This is a genomic window from Thiorhodococcus fuscus, assembly GCF_042682685.1.
Taxonomy (GTDB): Bacteria; Pseudomonadota; Gammaproteobacteria; order Chromatiales; family Chromatiaceae; genus Imhoffiella; species Imhoffiella fuscus.
The window spans coordinates 36,392-57,110 of sequence record NZ_JBHUHX010000040.1 but is presented as its reverse complement, the minus strand read 5'-3'; the positions used below and the strand labels follow the sequence as shown (position 1 = coordinate 57,110).

Annotated in this window: 11 protein-coding genes; 4 read left to right on the top strand and 7 right to left on the bottom strand. The window is 63.8% G+C overall.

Going from position 1 to position 20,719, the window contains the following annotated elements:
• Window positions 1-44: 44 nt before the first annotated feature.
• The 4 genes from ACFSJC_RS14355 to ACFSJC_RS14340 form a co-directional block, all read right to left on the bottom strand.
• Complete coding sequence (locus ACFSJC_RS14355; protein ID WP_386027688.1) at window positions 45-4,694, bottom strand: PAS domain-containing hybrid sensor histidine kinase/response regulator; 4,650 nt, start codon at window positions 4,692-4,694, stop codon at window positions 45-47.
• A 79-nt stretch (window positions 4,695-4,773) separates the two neighbouring features.
• Window positions 4,774-5,883 (bottom strand): response regulator, encoded by a 1,110-nt coding sequence (locus ACFSJC_RS14350; protein WP_386027687.1) that lies wholly within the window; start codon window positions 5,881-5,883, stop codon window positions 4,774-4,776.
• Between the two features lie 401 nt (window positions 5,884-6,284).
• Window positions 6,285-8,537 (bottom strand): DNA topoisomerase IV subunit A, encoded by a 2,253-nt coding sequence (gene parC, locus ACFSJC_RS14345; RefSeq protein WP_386027685.1) that lies wholly within the window; start codon window positions 8,535-8,537, stop codon window positions 6,285-6,287.
• Between the two features lie 197 nt (window positions 8,538-8,734).
• Window positions 8,735-9,970: a multifunctional CCA addition/repair protein gene (locus tag ACFSJC_RS14340; protein WP_386027684.1), complete on the bottom strand. Its 1,236-nt coding sequence runs from the start codon at window positions 9,968-9,970 to the stop codon at window positions 8,735-8,737.
• Between the two features lie 196 nt (window positions 9,971-10,166).
• Here ACFSJC_RS14340 and ACFSJC_RS14335 point away from each other — a divergent pair, with 196 nt between their 5' ends.
• Complete coding sequence (locus ACFSJC_RS14335) at window positions 10,167-10,649, top strand: DUF2939 domain-containing protein (RefSeq protein WP_386027682.1); 483 nt, start codon at window positions 10,167-10,169, stop codon at window positions 10,647-10,649.
• Window positions 10,622-11,815, top strand: coding sequence for a 2-methylaconitate cis-trans isomerase PrpF (prpF, locus tag ACFSJC_RS14330; RefSeq protein ID WP_386027680.1), 1,194 nt, complete (start codon window positions 10,622-10,624; stop codon window positions 11,813-11,815). Before ACFSJC_RS14335 ends, prpF begins: the two co-directional genes overlap by 28 nt.
• 138 nt (window positions 11,816-11,953) lie before the next feature.
• Here the strand turns inward: prpF and ychF are convergent, their stop codons facing one another.
• Window positions 11,954-13,045 carry a redox-regulated ATPase YchF gene (gene ychF, locus ACFSJC_RS14325; protein ID WP_386027678.1) on the bottom strand — a complete coding sequence of 364 codons (1,092 nt, stop codon included), beginning with the start codon at window positions 13,043-13,045 and terminating at the stop codon, window positions 11,954-11,956.
• A gap of 100 nt (window positions 13,046-13,145) precedes the next feature.
• Window positions 13,146-14,648 carry a mannose-1-phosphate guanylyltransferase/mannose-6-phosphate isomerase gene (locus ACFSJC_RS14320; protein ID WP_386027676.1) on the bottom strand — a complete coding sequence of 501 codons (1,503 nt, stop codon included), beginning with the start codon at window positions 14,646-14,648 and terminating at the stop codon, window positions 13,146-13,148.
• 153 nt (window positions 14,649-14,801) lie between these two features.
• Here ACFSJC_RS14320 and ACFSJC_RS14315 point away from each other — a divergent pair, with 153 nt between their 5' ends.
• Together ACFSJC_RS14315 and ACFSJC_RS14310 are read left to right on the top strand one after the other, a co-directional pair.
• The gene (locus ACFSJC_RS14315) at window positions 14,802-15,620 is read left to right on the top strand and encodes an inositol monophosphatase family protein (protein WP_386027675.1); all 819 of its coding nucleotides are present in this window, start codon (window positions 14,802-14,804) and stop codon (window positions 15,618-15,620) included.
• 95 nt (window positions 15,621-15,715) lie between these two features.
• Complete coding sequence (locus tag ACFSJC_RS14310) at window positions 15,716-16,159, top strand: tetratricopeptide repeat protein (protein WP_386027674.1); 444 nt, start codon at window positions 15,716-15,718, stop codon at window positions 16,157-16,159.
• A gap of 91 nt (window positions 16,160-16,250) precedes the next feature.
• On the opposite strand, the gene ACFSJC_RS14305 is transcribed toward ACFSJC_RS14310, so the two are convergent.
• Window positions 16,251-20,333, bottom strand: coding sequence for a PAS domain S-box protein (locus ACFSJC_RS14305; RefSeq protein ID WP_386027673.1), 4,083 nt, complete (start codon window positions 20,331-20,333; stop codon window positions 16,251-16,253).
• Window positions 20,334-20,719 lie beyond the last annotated feature (386 nt).

Below are 20,719 nucleotides of genomic sequence, written 5' to 3'. Positions count from 1 at the left end.
TTTCGCTATTGCGCCCTACGCAGGGAGTGCGGATACATTCGCACCTACTTGGGCGGCAGATCGGGGTCGACGAGATATCGTGCCGCACGCAGGGCTGCCAGAGCAAGATCGAAATCGAAACTCTCGATCTTGCGCATCAGGCTATCGCAGGTATCGCCCAGCCCCTCGCGCAGCAATTGGCGCGAATCGCGGGCGAACTGCACGGCCCGACTGTCATCCGCCGACAAGAGCCTCTCCAGTTCGTCCAGAACGGAATGCAGGCGTTCCGAGCCGGCGACGGACGATCCGGACGCGCCCGAACGCTCGCCCCCGAGCGCCCCGATCGACTCCACCAGCCGCTTCAAGACCAGATCCGTCTCGCGGATACTCGCTTCGAGATCCTCCTTGCCTGCGCCTTGGCGCAACGCGACATCGATCGAGGCGGCCAACTCCGACACCCGGTCGGCCCCCAGAGTCGCCGAGGCCCCCTTGAGGGCATGGGCAAGCAAACGCGCCTCATGCATCTCTCCAGACTCCAGGAATGCCGAGAGGCGCTCCATGTCCGCGCCGTGCGACCGGACGAACAGTCCGAGGAGACGCCGATAGATCTGCTCCTGTCCGTTGACAGCAGCCAATCCACGCACCCTGTCGAGCCCCTCGATCTCGCCGAGAGGGCTGGCCGAATCGGCTGAGTTGTCCGCCGCTGGCTCAACGTGCACCGACATCTCAACGGGAACAGCCTCGCCGGCGTTCGCGCCCAGCCATTTCACGAGACTCGCATAGAGCGCGCCCGGCTCGACCGGCTTGGGGACGAAATCGTCCATGCCCGCCCGCAGACAGGCCTGACGATCCTCATCGAAGGCATTGGCGGTCATCGCCAGGATCGGTCGGCCGGCATGGGCGCCTGCGGCGCGAATCCGACGGGTGGCCTCCAATCCGTCCATGACGGGCATCTGAACGTCCATCAACACCAATGCATACTCAGCGGACCCGACCCGCTCCACCGCCTCCTGACCGTTCTCCGCGATGTCCACCGAGAGCGAGACGGCATGGAGCAACTCCAGCGCGACCTCCTGGTTGATGGAATTGTCCTCCACCAACAGCAGACGCGCCCCGGAATGGCGCGCTCGCAATACGGCGTCGGCGTTGACCTGCTCGCCGGGCGTCGCCACCGAAGAAACGACATGGCCCAGGCCAAGCCTGGCGGTAAACCAAAACGTGCTTCCACGACCCTGCTCGCTGTCCACGCCAGCATCGCCGCCCATGAGCAACGCCAGACGACGCGTGATGGCGAGCCCCAATCCGGTTCCGCCATGCTTGCGCGTGGTCGAAGCGTCGGCCTGAGCGAAGGGGGAAAAGAGGCGCGACAGCTCCGAGGGAGCGATCCCGATCCCGCTATCGCTGACCTCGAACCGGACCAGAAGCGCATCTCCATGTCTTTCCTCCAGACGACAGCGCAGCAAAATACGCCCCCGATCGGTAAACTTGATGGCATTACCGGCATAGTTGAGCAGCGCCTGACGCAACCGGGTCGGATCGCCCCGCAGCCATTTGGGCACGTCGCCCGGATCCACCTCGATCGCCACACCCTTGGAGCGCGCCTGATCGGCGATCATGGAGCAGGCGTTGTCGAGGATGCTGGACAGGGCGAAATCGGTCTGCTCCAGCTCAAGCCGTCCGGACTCGATCTTGGAGAGATCCAGGATATCGTTCACGATCGACAGCAGGTGCTGGGCGGCCGAATCGATCTTGGCGAGACGATCCGCCTGCTCGTGCGTGACACCGCTCTGACGCAGCAGAAAGGTCAACCCCACGATGGCGTTCATAGGGGTACGAATCTCGTGGCTCATATTGGCCAGGAAGGCGCTCTTGGCGCGGTTGGCCGCCTCGGCCTCCTCGCGCGCTGCCTCGCGCGCGCGCTCGATCTCTTTCTGGACGCGGATGTCGCGCGAGAATCCGACCGTCCCCAGAACGCTGCCGTCGGCATCGAACACGGGCGCCTTTAGGGTCTCACTGAGGATCTCGGGCACGGTCGGAAACGGCTCCTCGACCGTGATACCCTGCCCCAACTCCATCACCCGAATGTCGTCCGAGCGATAGCGCTCGGCAAACGAAACCGGCCAGAGATCCAGGTCCGTCTTGCCGAGAAGCTCATCGATGGGCCGCCCCGTGACCTCGCCCATGGCGCGGTTCGCCGCCAGGAAGCGTCCGTCGCGGTCCTTCAACCAGATCATGTGCGGGATATTGTCGATGATGGCGCGCAGGGACTGACTCTGACGCCGCAGCTCGGCGGTGCGCGTATCGACCAACTCCTCAAGATGATGCCGGTAACGCTCGATCTCCTGGATCGCACGCTTCATCTCCGTGACATCTTGTATGGAGCCCCGCACCTTCGTCAGCCGACCATCCTCGAAGACCGGACGCCCAATGGCCCGAACCCATTTGACCTGCCCGTCCGCCGCATGCAGCTCCAACTCGAGGTCGTAGGCCTGGCCCTGGCTCACGACCGCCGCGACCGCCGCCTCGATCCGCTCGCGTTGCTCGCCCTCGAAAAAGCTCAAACCCAATTGCAGATTGGTCGGCGCACTGGGATCCAGGCCATGGATATAGGCGACCTCGTCCGTCCAGGCACCCTCACCGGTCGTCGCATTGAACTCCCAGGCACCGATGTGAGCGATGGCGCTCATCTCGGCCAGGAGCTGGTTGGTGTCGCGCAGCAGCTGTTCGGCACGTCTGCGATCGGTGATATCGCGGCAGATACAGAGGACGAGGTTATCGCCTCCCCAGACGACACTGCTGGTGCTGACCTCGACGTCGTACTCCGAACCGTCCTTGCGGCGATGACGGGATTCGAACTGGACGTGCGGACTGGAGAGGTCGACGAACCGCTCGCGGATCTCTCGCTCCGAGAAACGCGTATCGATGTCCCAGATTCCCAGACCGATCACCTCCTGGGACGCATAACCCAGCATCTCGGCGAAACGCCCGTTGGCCTCAATGATCCGATAGGCCTGATCCAGAACCAGGATGCCGTCGCGCGAGCTTTCGATCAGCGCCTGACGGCGCGCCGTCTCCTCGGAGAGTTCACGATTGATGCGGTCGAGTTCGGTGATGTCGCGCGAGACGCCGAACATCCCGATGAGCGTTCCCTGGGCGTCGAGCAACGGCCCCTTGATGGCCAAAAAGGCGCGTGAACCCTGAGCCGTGTCCAGATATTCGTGGAAGCTCTGGATGCAGCCGGCCTCGATCACCGAACGGTCGTGCTGACGAATCCCGGCGCTCTGCTCGGGCGGAAAGAGCTCGGCGTCGGTGAAACCGACGACCTCTTCCGAGGCACGGCCGACGAAATCCGCCGCCGCCTGATTGAAGAGGATATAGCGACCTTCAAGATCCTTCGCGAAGATGGCATCGCTGGAGCCGTCGACGATCGCGTCGAGCAGATTCAGCGCGTTCAGTCGCTCGCTCTGGGACCTGTGCAGCCGCTCGGCCCATTCGAGCTGCTGACGCTGACGCAGCATGAAGGCACCGCTGGTGACCATGAGGAGCGCCAACAGACCTGCGAGCGCGATCCAGATCCCACTCCCGACCGCATCGGCATAGATCTCGGCGAGATCGATCTTGACCAGAAGAATCCAGTCGGTCCAAGGCACCGCCATCGCATAGCCCATGACGGAAGAACCGCGATAGTCCAGCCCCTCGATCCCGGTTCCCAACAGTCGACCGTTCCGTCCATACCTCGCCGCCAGAAGTTTCTCGTCGTTCAAGGGCAGATGAAACAGAACCGCATCATCGTCCCGATAACGCAGCGGATTGAGAAACTGGACCTGATCCCTCTCCACCCGAAACAGCAACGTCTCACCGGTTTGGGTCGGCAGCGGCCAGATCTGGAGGGAGGGATAGAGATAGGAAGCCGGATCGGTATGCAGCACCACAACCAGGGTCCGCGTGCCTGCGGAGTCAGCCGGTAACGGAACGACGAAGTCCAGATGCACGCCACCCTCCCGATCCCTATAGGGTCCGAACAGCGAGATGGACTGAGACTTGGATGCCTCTCCGATGACGCGCACCAGACGCGCTGAGAGCGGGTGCGACAGAGGCTCGGAGGCCCAGAGCACCTCGCCCTTCAGATCGGCCACGACCAAGTTGGAGATGGCATTCAGATGGGAAAACTGGCGCATTCGCTCGGCCAGATGCTCGTTCCAGGGCGCCTTACCCTGCTCCAGCCCCGACAAGAGCGATTCATGGAATGCGCTCATGCTGGAGCGTAGAAACTCGGCGTCTCCATGACGCTCGTCCAACCAGTCGGCCAGCTGCGTGGTCTTGAGCTCGGCGATCGTTTTCAGATTCTCGGCCGTGCTCTCCTCGTGTTGCCGAACGTCGAGCAAAATGGCACCCGCCGTGAAGGAAACGACGGCGACGGAGAGCAGAACCATTGGCAGGGTCAGGGAGCCCTGGAGCTCGTTTCCCGATCTGCCGAAAGGACGCCGGAACATTCGCCTCATGAGAACATAGAGCAGTCCGCTGCTGACGACCACGAAGACGCTGGCCTTGAGACTGCTGATCAGGATGAAGCGATCCGGCGTCTTGAGCAGCCAGCCCAGCAACGGATCGGAAAAGAGAATCCAGACGCCAGCGAAGACGGCGTAAACGAGAACGATGAGGACAAGGCTGCCCCGAGGGGTCTCGGGTATCTGCGGATCCGAATCGCTGCTCATGAGATCTCCATGCGCTCATCCCACGCCAAGGCGCTCTTCCGTATCCATTCTGGCGCCTGCCCGCAAGAACCGGCGACGATCAACCGAGCGAGACCTTCTCGGTTTCGCTGTAGCGTTTGGCAATCTCGCGGAACTCGTCGTAGGTCTGGGAAAAGGCGTCGGTGACATCCGGGTCGAAATGGCTGCCGCGCCCGGCGAGGATGATGTCGCGAGCCTCTTGAAACGCCATGGGCGGCTTATAGACACGCGGAGAGATGAGGGCATCGAAGACATCGGCAAGCGCCATCAGTCGGGCCGATATGGGGATGTCGTCGCCGGCCAAGCCGTCCGGATAGCCGGAGCCGTCCCAGCGCTCATGGTGATAATGCGCGATATCCTTGGCCAGCACCAAAAACTCGACCGGCCGGTCGACATCGCGCTCGGCGTACTCGATGGCATCGCTGCCGAGCTTGGCGTGGGTCTTCATGATCGTCCACTCCTGCGGGGTCAGCTTGCCTGGCTTCAGCAGAATGTGATCCGGAATGCCTACCTTGCCGATGTCGTGCAAGGGCGCCGACTTGAACAGCTGGTCGATGATGTGGGCGGTGAGAAAATGGGCGAATTTGGGATGATGACGCAACCGGTTCGCCAAGGCGCGCACATAGCCCTGGGTACGGCGCAGATGGTTGCCCGTCTCGGGATCGCGAATTTCGGCCAGATGCGCCAGGGCATGGATACTGACATCCTGGACGAGCAGGTTCTCCTTCATGCGCCGCCGCAGCTCGCTCTCCAGATAGCTGTTCTGATCCCTGAGCCAATCGCGAGCCTGCTTGAGTTCGAGCTGAGTGTGCACGCGCGCGCGCAGGATGGGCGGCACGATCGGCTTGGCGATGTAGTCCACAGCGCCCACGTCCAGGCCGTGGATCTCGGCATCGGTGCTATCCATGGCGGTGACGAAGATCACTGGGATGTCGCTGGTACGCTCGTCGCTGCGCAGACGCGAGAAGACCTCGTAGCCGTCGATGCCGGGCATCATCACGTCGAGCAGGATGATGTCCGGTCGCGGCGGAGTGGCAACGACACGCAACGCCTTTTCGCCAGAGGTTGCCGCACGCACCCGATACTCTGGTTGCAAAAGCTCGCTCAGGACCGTGAGGTTCTCCGGCGAATCATCGACGATCAAAATTGTCGGCAGTGCTGCATCCGTCATCCGAATTTCTCCTGAGCCTGCGCTCACCGTGCGTCCGTGCGACTGGATCGAAAATCCGGCCACCGAATGAAGATCGCGCAGATAACGCGCCTCCCCTGAGCCGTGCCGAAACACCCTGACCCGAACCCGGACCAAGGCGATCTCCGGAAAAGAATCTCACCATAGATGCATCGAGCGTGCGAACCGCATCTGTCGCAACCGATGCGGTGTGTTCCTCACCACGTCCTACGATAGGTACGCTTTCGTGAAAACCGATAAGGCGTACCCCCATTATAGGTAAGGTGGCCAGTACGACAGGTCCAAAGGGGCCAAGACCCTAGACCGCGCAAGGACGCATGGCACGCCAGCCTACAGCCATCGCGCCTTACCGTTCGAACCGCGCACGGAAAGGGAGATCTGCGTCAAGGATCTTGGAGCGCGACAGTCTCCAACGCATCGACCCGCTGGAATCCGCGCGACAGCAGACGTCCGCGACGTCCACGCTCGCCCCGGTAAGTCTCCAGATCGGCCGGCTTGAGCGTCAGGGTGCGCTTACCCGAGTGCACGATCAGACTGCCGCGCTCGGGCACCACGGCGAGCGCGATCATCCGTTCGTCGGCGGCGGCCGGAAGCGCGAGGATCTTGTTACCTTTGCCGCGCGCCATCTCGGGCAGCTCGGTCACCGGGAAGACCAGCAGATGTCCGCCGCTGGTCACGGCCGCCAGGCGCGCCCCGGCCGAATCGCCGATCGGAACAGGCGTCAGGACCGCCGCCCCTTTGGGCAAGGTCAGCACCGCCTTTCCCCCCTTGGGCTTGGCCAGCAGGTCCTCGAACCGGGCGATGAAACCGTAACCGGCATCGGAGGCGAGCAGATAGCGCGCCTCGGGCCGATCGCCCAGCACGGCGACGAATCGCGCCCCCTGTGGCGGATCGAACCTGCCCGTCAACGGCTCGCCCTGTCCGCGCGCCGAGGGCAGCGTGTGCGCCGCGAGCGAATAGCTACGCCCGGTGGAGTCCAGAAAGACGGCGGTCTGATTGCTCCGCAGCCGCGCTGCACCGAGGAAGCTGTCGCCCGAGCGATAGCTCAGCCCCCCGGCATCCACATCGTGCCCCTTGGCCGCACGCACCCAGCCCTTCTCGGACAACACGACCGTCACCGGCTCGCTCGGCGCCAGCTCGGTCTCGTCGATCGCGCTAGCGGCCGCCCGGACGACCAGGGGAGAGCGGCGATCATCGCCGTACTTCTCGGCATCGGCGGCGATCTCTTCGCGGATCAAACGGTTGAGCGCCTGAGCGTCGCCCAGCAGACGCTCAAGCTCCGCGCGCTCGACGGCCAGCGCATCCTGCTCGCCTCGGATCTTCATCTCCTCAAGCCGCGCCAACTGGCGCAGACGGGTATTGAGGATGTACTCGGCCTGGGTGTCGCTCAAAGCGAACCGCTTCATCAGGACCGGTTTGGGCTCGTCCTCGGTCCGGACGATGCGGATCACCTCATCCAGATTGAGAAAGGCGATCAAGAGCCCTTCCAGGAGATGCATGCGCTCCAGCACCTTCTCCAGACGGTGCTGCAAACGACGACGCACGGTCTGGGTGCGGAAGACGAGCCACTCGGCCAGCAGCTCGCGCAGATCCATGACGCGCGGACGGCCATTGAGCCCGATCAGATTCATGTTGACCCGATAGCTGCGCTCCAGGTCGGTGGTCGCGAACAGGTGCGACATGAGGCGCCCGACGTCCACCCGGTTCGAGCGCGGCACGATGACCAGTCGGGTCGGATACTCATGATCGGACTCGTCGCGGAAATCCTCGATCATGGGCAGCTTCTTGGCATTGAACTGGGCCGCGATCTGCTCCAGCACACGACTGCCCGAGACCTGATAGGGCAAGGCCGTGATGACGATATCGCCGCGCTCCATCTCGTAACGGGCGCGCTGCTTCACGCTGCCGCCGCCGGTCTGGTAGAGCTTGAGCAGATCCTCCGGCGGGGTGACGATCTCGCCCGAGGTCGGGAAATCCGGCCCCGGCACGAAGCGCATCAGATCGGTCACGCTCGCCTCTGGATGATCGAGCAGATGGATGCAGGCCCGCGCGACCTCCCTGAGGTTGTGCGAGGGGATGTCGGTGGCCATGCCGACCGCGATGCCGGTGGTCCCGTTGAGCAGCAGATTGGGCAGACGCGCTGGCAGCAGCAGCGGCTCATCCAGGGTGCCGTCGAAATTCGGCTGCCAATCGACCGTGCCCTGCCCCAGTTCACCGAGCAGAAGCTCGGCATAGGGCGTCAGTCGCGACTCGGTATAGCGCATGGCCGCGAACGACTTTGGATCGTCCGACGAACCCCAGTTGCCTTGTCCATCGATCAGCGGATAGCGATAGCTGAAGGACTGAGCCATGAGCACCATGGCCTCGTAGCAGGCCGAATCGCCATGCGGATGGAACTTGCCGAGCACGTCGCCGACGGTACGGGCCGATTTCTTGAATTTGGCCGCCGCCGACAGCCCCAGCTCGGACATGGCGTAGAGGATGCGCCGTTGAACCGGCTTGAGGCCGTCGCCCAGATACGGCAGGGCGCGGTCGAGAATGACGTACATGGAATAGTCCAGGTAGGCCTTCTCGGTGAAATCCTTCAGCGGGAGTCGTTCGAGACCCTCGGCGTTGTAGGTCAAGGTTTCCGTCATGGTTGATTCATGGATTCGATCGCAAACAGGGCGGGCATGATGCGACAAGGCGTCGCGAAGGACAAACTGTGGGGCAGCTACCAGCTACCAGCTACCAGCTACCAGCTACCAGCTACCAGCTACCAGCTACCAGCTACCAGCTACCAGCAAGAGTGTACCGGCGGCTGGCGGCTGGCGGCTGAAAGCTGGCGCCCGAATCAGCGCGCGGACTTGATCGCCGCGATGCGCGCCGCGCGAATGCGCTCAGGAATCAGGCGCGGCTCGGGGGCCGAGCGCGCGATGGTTCCGACGTCGACCTCGACGACGGCGGCGAACAGGCGCCGCAGGATCTCGGCCTGCGGATAGTCGCGCTCGGCATAGCCGGTGCGGCCTCGATAATCGGCCTCGCAGGCGATCAGCATTTGCTCGAAGCGCTCCGGGCGACGGAATGCATCGGCCCGCTCCATCAGATTCAGCAGGGTTGCGGGCCGCAGCTCGTCGACCTTGTGGACCAGGCCGTGCAGGGCGGAGGTGATGCGCGCCAGATCGCGACAGCGAACCGGAACCCGGAAGCGCTTGCACACCGCCTCGATCAGCGCCAGACCGCGCTCCTCGTGACCATGATGGCTCGGCAGGATGTCGGCCGGCGTGGTGCCCTTGCCCAGATCGTGACAGAGCGCGGCGAAGCGCACCTCCAGGTCGGGAGAGAGTCGAGCCGACATGTCGACCACCAGCATCACATGAACGCCGGTGTCGATCTCGGGATGCCAGCGCTCGGGCTGGGGCACGCCCCACAGCCGGTCCAGCTCCGGCATCAAGCGCTCCAGGGCACCGCAGGCACGCAGCACCTCGAAAAAGGGCGAAGGACGGACCTCCCCGAGCGCGCGCGACATCTCCTGCCAAACGCGCTCCGAAACCAGGGCATCGACCTCGCCGGCCGCGACCATCGAGCGCATCAGCGCCAGGGTCTCATCGGCGATGCTGAACCCCAGATCCGAAAAACGCGCGGCGAAGCGGGCAAGCCGCAGGATGCGCACAGGATCCTCGGCGAACGCAGGAGAGACATGGCGCAGAATGCGCGACTCCAGATCGGCGAGCCCGCCGTAGGGGTCGATGATGGAGCCGTCCGCGTCCAGGGCCAGCGCATTGATGGTGAGATCGCGCCGCAGCAGATCCTGCTCCAGCGTCACCTCCGGGTCGGCATGCACCTGGAAACCATAATAACCGGGGGCCGTCTTGCGCTCGGTGCGCGCCAAGGCGTACTCGTCCTTGGTCTCGGGATGCAGAAAGACCGGAAAGTCCTTGCCGACCTGCTGGAAGCCGCGACTCAGGAGGTCATCGACCGTCGCGCCCACCACCACATAATCGCGCTCGTGAACGGCACGCCCCAACAGACCGTCGCGCACGGCGCCACCGACGAGATAGGTGCGCAGACCTCGGGTCGCCTCGCTCATCGTCCACTCCCGGTCATCGATCGTCTCGACAACGCCAAGCCCCCCAGGGTCGCGCCATCGGCATACTGAACCATTGCATCCGCACTCCGCTGTCCATCCATCTCGACCTCCATCGCCCAAGCCACCATCCGGGGGATTATATCCGTCCGCCTCCGACGGGTTAGAATTCACGCTCCCCCTAGCAGGAGTCAGACGCATGCGCTTTATCGGTTACTTGATCCTATTGGCCGCGATCGGTTACGGAATCTGGCCCTATTACAGCGTCTATCGGCTGGACGACGCCATCAGTCTTCAGGACGGTAGCCAACTGGCCGAAATGCTGGATCTGCAGGCGATCCGCGACAACTACAAGCAACGTATCGCCTCGGGCGTCGAGGGCGTGCTCCCGACGGATAATGCCGACAGCGTCGTGGGCTGGATCCGCCAGAACGTCGCACGGCTGGGCGACGCGGCACTGGAGCAGGCCATCACGGTCGACTGGGTCCGCAAAACCCTGCGCGACGCCGTCACCCAGGCCACCGGACAAAGCCCACCCTATCTGCTCGCCGCCGTCGATTTCGCCTTCTTCGAGTCCTACAACCGCTTCCTCATTCGCATCGGCAAGTTGGGACAAGGCCCGACCCACGTGCGTCTCTCGCTGATCGGCAAGGAATGGAAGATCACGGACATCATCCCTTGACGGCGGACCGAACGCGCCCATCCAGGCGCATCCCGGCGGTCTGGATGCGCGGCGGAACCAGCAAGGGACTCTTCTTTCGCAGCGACGTCCTGCCGAGCGACCCTGCGGAACGCGACGCGCTCATCCTGCGTGCGCTCGGCAGCCCGGATCCCTACGGCACCCAGATCGACGGTCTCGGCGGCGCGACCTCCAGCACCAGCAAGGCCGTCATCGTCGGCCCCTCGTCACGGCCGGATTGCGACCTCGACTATCGCTTCGGCCATGTCTCGATCCAATCGCCCCTGATCGACTACAGCGGCAACTGCGGCAATCTCACCGCCGCAGTCGGTCCGTTCGCCATCGCCGAGGGGCTGGTCGCTCCGGTCGAGGGCGTCACCGAGGTCCGCATCTGGCAGGCCAACATCGGCAAGCGCATTCTCGCCCGCGTGCCGGTGCGAGACGGGCTACCGCTGGAAACGGGCGATTATCACCTCGATGGAATCCCCTGGAGCGGGGCGGCGATCGAACTGAGCTTTCTAGATCCGGGCGGGTCGAACGAAGCGCCATTGCTGCCGACCGGACATGAAGTGGACAGCCTGGAGATCCCGGAGTTCGGCCGAATCGAGGCGACCCTCATCAATGCCGGCAACCCGACCGTTCTGGTGCGCGCGGCCGATCTCGGCCTGACGGGATGCGAACTGCCCGCCCAGATCGGTGCCGATCGTGCCCTATTGGAGCGCTGCGAGCGCATCCGCGCCCACGCCGCCGTCACCATGGGGCTGGGCGACACGCCCGACGAGGTCAGCCGATCGCGACCGGCCACGCCCAAGCTCGCCTTCGTCGCGCCCGCTGCGGATTCGCTCGACACGCGCGGCGAGCCCATCGCCGCCGAGCGCATCGACCTGCTCGCCCGCATCCTCTCCATGGGACGTCCGCACCACGCCTTCACCGGCACCGGAGCCGTCGCGCTCGCGGTGGCCGCCGCCATGCCCGGAACCCTGGTCAACGCCACGACACCCTGGGCCGGACAATCCGGCGTCCATCACTGCCGGCTCGGCCATCCGTCCGGCACCCTGGAGGTCGGCGCCGAGGTGATCGCGGACGCCAACGGCTGGCAGGTCCCGCGCGCCATCCTGCGGCGCACCGCCCGCCGACTGATGGAAGGAGTCGTGCTGGTGCCTGAGTGAGTGACTCAAGCGCGTCTAACGATGCACTGGCCAGTGCATCGACAGCGCATTATGGATTAAGCGCTGAATTAGCGAGCAGTCACGAAGCCAAAGCTTCGTGACTCAACCAGCTGGAGGCTGGAGGCTGGCAGCCGATCGCTAGACGTTGAAGCGGAAGTGGATGATGTCGCCATCCTTGACCACGTACTCCTTGCCTTCCGAGCGCAGCTTGCCGGCCTCCTTGGCACCCTGCTCGCCCTTGAAGGCGACGAAGTCCTCGTAGGCGATGACCTCGGCGCGAATGAAGCCGCGCTCGAAATCGGTATGGATGACACTCGCGGCCTTGGGTGCCTTGGCGTTGCGCGGAATGGTCCAGGCACGGACCTCTTTGGGGCCGGCGGTGAAATAGGTATCCAGCCCCAGCAGGCTGTAGCCGCCGCGCACTACTCGGTTCAGACCGGGCTCGTCGAGCCCCAGTTCGGTCAGGAATTCGTCGCGCTCCGACTCGTCGAGGGCGACGATCTCGGCCTCGATCGCAGCACAGACCGAGACCACGATGGCGCCCTCGGCGTCCGCCAGCGCCTGGACCTTGTCCAGCAGCGGATTGTCCGCAAAGCCGTCCTCGGCCACGTTGGCGATGTACATGGTCGGCTTGGCGGTCATCAGGAAGAGATCGCGCAGCTCGTTCGTCTCGTCGTCGTCGAGCCCCATGGAACGGACCGGCTGGCCGGCGTCCAGGTGATCGCGCGCCCGCTCCAGCAGCTCCTTGCGGAAGAGGATCTTCTTGTCGCCGGTCTTGGCCGCGCGCTGGGCGCGGTCGAGCGCCTTCTCGACCGATTCCATATCGGCCAGGGCCAGCTCGGTGTTGATGACCTCGATGTCGCTCAAAGGGTCGACCCGACCCGCGACATGGATGACATCATCGTCCTCGAAGCAGCGCACCACGTGAGCGATGGCGTCGGTCTCGCGGATATTGGCCAGGAATTTGTTGCCGAGCCCCTCGCCCTTGGAGGCGCCCGCGACCAGCCCGGCGATGTCGACGAACTGCATGGAGGTCGGAAGCACACGCTCCGGCTTGGTGATGGCGGCGATCACATCGAGCCGAGGATCGGGAAGCGGCACCACCCCGACGTTGGGATCGATGGTGCAGAAGGGGTAGTTCTCGGCCGCAATGGTGGCCTTGGTGAGGGCATTGAAGAGGGTCGACTTGCCAACGTTGGGCAGGCCGACGATGCCGCATTTGAATCCCATGAGGAGAGTCCGCTCGGAGAAAATCGGGTGATGTTACAGACTTGCGCCAACAGGCGCCAGAGCTGGCCAACCCTGTCGAGAAGGTCGACCAGCCCCGCCGTCAGGATCCGTCCTGAGTGCCGCGATTGTAGCGGTCCTCGAAGCGGACGATGTCGTCCTCGCCGAGATAGCTGCCCGATTGGACCTCGACCAGCTCCAGCGGAATGCTGCCCGGATTCTCCAGCCGATGCGTTGCACCCACGGGGATATAGGTCGACTGGTTCTCGGTCAGCAGGAAGGTGCTGTCATCGCAGGTGACCCGGGCGGTACCCGAGACCACGATCCAATGCTCGGCGCGATGGTGATGCATCTGTAGCGAGAGCGTCTCGCCCGGCGAGACCGTCAGGCGCTTGACCTGATAGCGCGATCCCTGACCGATCGACTCGTAGGAACCCCAGGGGCGATGGACGCGCTGATGATGCAGATATTCGTGACGCCCTTGGCGCTGCAGGAACTGGATCACGGCCTTGACGTCCTGGGCGCTCTCCTTGCTCGCCACCAACACGGCATCCGGGGTCTCGACCAGGATGAGGTCGTCGACGCCGACTGCGGCCACCATGCGGTGATTGGCCATCAGCAGGTTGTTGCGGGCGTTGTGGACGAAGGCGTCGCCATCGAGGACGTTGCCGGCGTCATCCTGCTCGCGCACCTCCCACAGCGCCGACCAGGCACCCACGTCCGACCAGCCGACATCGAGCGGAATCACCACCGCCGGCGGCAGATCATCTGCGTCTGCGTCGGCAGACGGACCACTGAGTCGCTCCATGACCGCATAGTCGATCGAATCGCTCGGCGAAGCGCCGAACAGATCGGCATCGAGCCGCAGGAAATCGCCGTCCTCGGTGGCGGCCACGAAGGCCTTGCCCACCGCCTGGGCGATGTCGGGGCAAAAGCGCTCGACCAGGCCGAGCCAGAGCGACGCCTTGAGCACGAAGATGCCGCTGTTCCACAGATAGTCGCCGCTGGCCAGATAGCCCTGCGCGGTCTCGGCATCCGGCTTCTCGACGAAGCCATCGAGCACATAGGCCCGCCCGGCGAGCCCTTCGGCCTGATAGACTCGGCCCTGGCGGATATAGCCATAGCCGGTCTCGGGCTTGCTCGGCACGATGCCGAAGGTGACCACGGCCCCCTCGCGGGCCAGCAGATAGGCATCGGCGACCGCAGCCCGGAATCCGGGTTCGTTGCGGATGGTGTGGTCGGCCGGCATCACCAGCAGGATCGGATCCTCGCCATCCTGGGTCGCCGCCAAGGCGGCCAATGTCAGGGCTGGCGCTGTGTTGCGCCCCTTGGGCTCCAGGACGATGCAGGCGGGCTCCACCCCGATGACGCGCAACTGCTCGGCGACGAGAAAACGATGCGCGTCGTTGCAGATCACCAGCGGTGCGGCCTGCCCCACGGCATGGCGCGGATGCTCCGCGTCCAGGCCATCGAGCCGAAGCAGCGTTTCCTGGAGCATGGTGTGCTCGCTGGTCAGGGGAAGAAACTGCTTGGGATAGGCCTCGCGGGAAAGCGGCCACAGCCGCGTCCCGGAGCCGCCCGAAAGAATCACTGGTTGCAAAGACATCGCGAGGAACCTGCTCCTTTAGGATCTTGATAGGAACTGAAGCGACCTGAATGTAAATGGCAGGGTTGGACTAGCGTCAGCTCGCACGATTAGAGCAACCCGCTCCGGTCAGGTCAAACCGATCCGCCCGAAAGACCGAATGAGCCAGACACCATGACGCCGACACTCTCCCATCTCTCCGCTCTGCTCCGAGACACGGCCGCCACCGAAATCCTGCCGCGTCTTCAACACACCGAATCCCATCACAAGTCCGACGGCAGCCTGGTGACCGCATCCGATCTCGCGGTTCAGGAGCGACTGACCGAGACGCTGGCCCGGGATTTCCCCGGAATCCCCCTGCTCGGCGAGGAGATGAGCCAGGCCGAACAGCAGCGCATTCTCGCCGACAACGGACGCGGTGTCTGGGTGCTGGATCCCGTGGATGGCACCAGCAACTTCGTCAGCGGGTTTCCGGGCTTCGCCATCTCGCTGGCACTGGTCGAAGACGGACGGGTCACGCTGGGTGCCGTGCTGGATCCCGTGCGCGACGAATGCTTCACCGCCGCACGCGGCGTCGGGGCCTTTCTCGATGGCGAGCCCATCCGCACCCAGGCACGTAGCGCACAGCTCGGGGACTGTCTGGCGATGATCGACATGAAACGGCTTCCACCGGAGACGCTGCCGGCGCTCTTTCGTCCAGGGGGATTCGGGTCCCAACGCAACCTGGGCGCCGTCGCGCTGGAATGGTGCTGGCTGGCCCAGGGACGCGTTCAGCTCTATCTGCACGGCGGACAACGTCTCTGGGATTATGCGGCCGGGCGCCTGATCGCCGAAGAGGCTGGCGCCGCCGCACGGCACTACAGCACCTGGGGCGCGCAACCCTCGCAAACACTGGGGCTTGAATCACGCCGTGCCGTAGCTGCGGCCAATCCTCGCCTCCTCGACGCCTGGCTCGACTTTCTGCGCCCACTCTGGGACGGAGCATTAGACTGACGCGACACCGTCGGCGCCCCGCGAGCGGCCCTCCGATCATCTCAAGCCCCTTCCGATTCACAGGCTCGATTAGAAATTAGAAAGAGGACAGACGCATGGACCAAAACCAAGACGATCGCGACATGGAGCTGGCGAGCGGCATCGCCGCCTTCGAATCCAAGCAGTTCTCGCGTGCCGTGGGGCTGCTGTCGCCTCTGGCCGATCAGGGCGATATGGAGGCGCGCTACCGCATGGCCATCATGGCGCAGAACGGACTGGGCATGCTGCCGAACCCACTGCTCGCATACAGTTACATGAAGAGCGCGGCCGAGGCCGGAATGGGGCTGGCGCAGCATGGACTGGCCTTCATGTATATGCAGGGTGAGTGCACCGAGCGCAATCCGGCCAAGGCGGTGGAATGGTTCAAGCGCGCCGGGGAGCAAGGGCTGATCGGATCCATCACCACGCTGGCGATGATGTACGAGGAGGGACATGGGGTCGAAAAGGACCCTGAAGAGGCTGCTCGCCTCTATCGACTGGCCGGATTCGACGAGCGTTGAAGGGACGCGCTCCAACCCCGTACACGGCACTGAGCGCCCCTGGGTTTCGCTACGCGATCCGGGAATGCCGGTCGCAGCGGGGGAATCGGCTCTATGAGTGCGGACGTCGGCGAACGCGCTCCAGCAGCTCGCTGGCGGTACCAAACTCGAAATTGGAGATCGATTCCTCTAATCCGGAAAAATCCTCCCCCAGAGCGGCCTTCAGCAGCACGGCCTCGGATCGCATCACATCAATGGAACGCGTGTCGTATTGCGCGAGCATGGTTGCAAGCTGATCCTGCACCGCATCCAGACGCTCCCAATCCACCGCCTCGTGCTCGGACGCGGATTCGGCCGCCTGAGGCCCGGGCTCGCTCATGGCCAGGAAGGTCAGATAGGGCTCGAAGGTATCGGCAATCATTCGAATCAGGTCGCCGACGCGAGCCGGGTCCGGCGGCGTCCCGCTACGCAACAAGACATCCAGACGCGCGGCCGATTCGGCCATGGACCTCAGCCCCAAAGTGCCGGAAACGCCTTTGAGCGCATGCGCCAGGCGGCGGACAGCTTGGAGATCGCCGGCCTCGAGCGCGGAGATCATGCGCTGGGAATCCTCACGATGGGAGAGCAGAAATCGACGCAACAGCAGCAGATACTTGGCACGACTCCCGGCCAGGCTGGCGAGCCCTTGGGCGAGGTCCAGTCCAGGCAGTTCTTCGAGGAAGCGAAAGAGCGCGTCCGATTGGGCCTGTGGATATGCGGCCGTCTCGACATCCCGACTCGACGGACGAGCACAGCCCGTTCCGCCCTCTCCGGGAGCAGGAAGCCATTTGAGCAGCGCCTCGAACAAATCCTGAGGATCCACGGGCTTGGCGACGAAGTCGTTCATCCCTGCGTCGAGACAGGCATGGCGATCATCGTCGAAGGCGTTGGCGGTCACGGCCAGGATGGGCCGCTCCGACCAGCCTGGCAGGCCGCGAATGGCGCGCGTGGCCTGTAGCCCGTCCATCACCGGCATCTGCACGTCCATCAGCGCGAGCGCATAGTCTCCCTCGGCGGCCATTTCGAGCGCCTGCTGTCCGTTCGCGGCCGTCTCGACGACGAACCCCACCGAACGCAGCAACTCCAGCAGCACTTCGCAATTGATGGAATTGTCCTCGGCCAGCAAGAGTCTGGCTCCGGAGTGGATGGATCTCAGGTCGGCCTCGGCGGCTGCCCAGCGACCATGTCCGACGGAAACGCCTCGCTCGCCGCGCCTCAGACGCGCCGTGAACCAGAACACGCTTCCCGTGCCCTCCCCTGTCTCGACCCCCGCCTCGCCGTCCATCAGATGCGCCAATTCATGAGTGATGGCCAGCCCCAGTCCGGTGCCGCCGTATCGCCGCGTGGTCGAGCTGTCGGCCTGTTCGAAGGCATGGAACAACCGCGAGACCTTGTCACTCGGGATACCGACGCCGGTATCCTCGACCTCGAAGCGCATATGCATGCATTCTGCATCCTCGTCGAGCACGCGTGCGCGCAGGACGATCCCCCCGCGCTCGGTAAACTTGACCGCGTTACTCGCATAGTTGAGCAGCGCCTGAAGCAAACGCGTCACGTCCCCGCGCAGCCACAGCGATGGCTGATCGGTCTCGATCGAGACATGCAGTCCCTTGGCCTCCGCACTCTCGATGACGAGCGAGCGGACCTGATCGAGGAGCGCGCTCAGGGCGAAATCGCCTTGATTCAGCTTGAGCTTTCCGGCTTCGATCTTGGAGAGGTCGAGGATGTCGTTGATGATGGTGAGCAGATGGCGCGCGGCGGTGTCGATCTTTTCCAATCGCGCGATATTGGTGGCATTGGCCAGATCGCGCCTCAGCAGATGCGTCAGCCCCAGGATGGCATTCATGGGAGTGCGGATCTCGTGGCTCATGTTCGCGAGGAAGGCGCTCTTGGCACGCGCCGCGCTTTCGGCCTCATACGCCCGGCGCTCGAGCTCTATCTTCATGTCGCGCTGCGGCTTGATGTCGCGCGCGCAGCCAACCATCCCCAGCACGCCCCCATCCTCGTCGAGGACCGGTGCCTTGAAGGTCTCGAACAGCACGTCCGGGCGTTCAGGCAGCCTCAACTCGACCGTCATCTGACATCTGGTCGACATCACCTGGTCGTCCTCGGAACGGCTCTTCCTGGCAAACTCCGGCGGCCACAGATCGGCGCTCACCTTGCCGATGACGTCCTCCGGGTCGAGCCCGTGAATGTTGGCGAACGATCGGTTGACGGCAACGAATCGCCCCTCGGCATCCTTGAGCCAGGCCATCAGCGGCAGATTGTCGATCAGCGCCTGAAGCGCACGCGTCTTATGGCGCAGCTCAAGTGTGCGCTGCTCCACCAGTTCTTCCAGATGATCGCGGTGACGATCCAGCTCCTCGGCAAGACGTTTTTTTTCGGTGACGTCTTCCTTGACCGCAACATAGTGGGTGACACGCCCATCCGCCTGACGAATCGGAGAAATGACGGACGCTTCGTTATAGACCTCGCCGTTTTTACGCCGATTGATGAATTCGCCCTGCCAGACCTGCCCTTTATCGAGCGTCGACCAGAGGGAAACGAAGGTCGCGGAAGGCGTCAGTCCAGAGTTGAGTATGCGCGGATTGCAGCCAATAGCCTCGTCGCGCGAATAACCGCTGACCGCGACGAAGGCATCGTTGACGTATTCGATCAGCCCGTGGACATCCGTGATGACGATGCTCTCCGGGCTCTGCGCGACCGCCTGGGAGACCTTATGCAGCTCGCCCTCGATCCGTTTGCGCTCGGTGATGTCGCGATAGACCCCGCGACGCCCCAGATAGCGTCCATCTTCGGTGAGCACGGGATTGCAAACGTGCTCGATCCAGCGCTCGGTCCCGTCGCGCGCGCGAAGCCGAACGATCAAGGGATCGTCGTCCGGCTCGAACGAGGCAAGCGCATGGCGGACATGATCGCGCCAGATATCCAGATCCTCGGGATGGATGAGTCGCCCCAGAAGACGGGGATCGCCAACGAACTCCTCGGAGCGGTAGCCCGTGATACCGAGACAGGCCGGAGAGACGTACTGGCAGGTACCGTCCGGGTTCATCCAATATTCCCAGTCCGGACTGTATTCGGCGAGCACCCGATAGCGCTCGCGCGTCTCGAGCAGCCAGAGCCCCTCCTGGTGGCGCTCGAAATAGACCGCGATGTGCGAGGCGACGGCCTCCAGCAAATCGGCCTCCCCTTGCGAAAAGGCGTCGTCTTCGAAGCCGGGCGGCGCCCGGTAGGCTACCGTCAGCCGCCCCTCCTGCCCACCGGCGAGCTCGACAGACCGCTCCAGCATCCAATCCGTTCGCGCGAAACCCGGCGTCGACAGGATCGTATCGGCCAGCTGGATTCGAACCTCGGCCAACTCCGGATGACGCACCACGTCCGGCAGCCTGTCCAACACCCGCTGCAGCACCAGATCGATCGAGACATCGGCCCACCGCGTGTCTTCCAGCACGCCATACAGCAGGGTCAGCTTCTTGACCTTGGATTGGAGATCGACCTCGCGACGACGCAGCCGCTCGCTCGCATCCCGAAGCAACCTCCGCTGGCTCACCGCCTCGCTACGATCGACGACGGCACACACGTACTGCTCGGCCTCGCCGCTCAAAGACGGCAGATGCGCAATATGCACATCGGCGTAGAAGACCTCAGAGGGCGCGCGGCGGAAACGGATCTCGGGAAGCCGCAGGGTTCGATCGGGCTCAAGCCGCCCCAGGGCCTGGCCGACCGAATCACGATCCGAGTCATCGATCAGACGGGTGAAGTAGTGTTGATGCAGATGGGTGTGACGGAGGCCGAAGAGCTCTTCTGCGGCCAGATTGGTCTCCAGCACCAATCCACGACGGTCGATCACCAGCTCTGCGACCGGCAAACTGCTGAAGAAGGAGGCAAAGCGATCGAGCGCGAACTGGGTCTTACGGTGACTCTGCTGCAGCTCCTCGTTCTGGATCTGCAGCTCGGCCTGATAGATGCGCAGACTCTCGACCAGCGCCACGACCTTGACGTCCGCATCGTGCAAAACCTCGTCGGGGATGCTGAACCGCCCCGAGCGCAACGCCTCCAAGGCACGCTCGCGGATCTGATCGCCCGAAAGGTCGGTCGTTGCCGAAGGCACCTCGGAGGTATCCAGCACCGGGGGACCCGAGGACTGTTCGTGCATCACCAACTCCTCGACACCTAAAGAATGCGCCTAGGTCATTCGTAAAAACGAATTCGAATATAGATTCCCTGATCCAGCACATTCCCTGGCGCAGGGCTCCAGCGCCGGCGACAAACCGACGACCATCGAAGGGACGCGAAACGGGGCGATGAAGCGAACATCCCGTGCGATCCAATCGGGCAACCCGAACAATCGGCCGATCGAACACAGCTAAGGATACAGGATCGGCACGACAGCAATTGCGAAACCGACCGCAGGTCGGTGGGCCGACACGGGGATATTCGCCAAGGTTGTGACGCAGGTCTATTCGTACCTGGGTGCCGCGTAGCGAAACCCAGGAGTCTACCTCGACGGCATCCCCGGATTAGGCTCGCGCGCCATCCGGG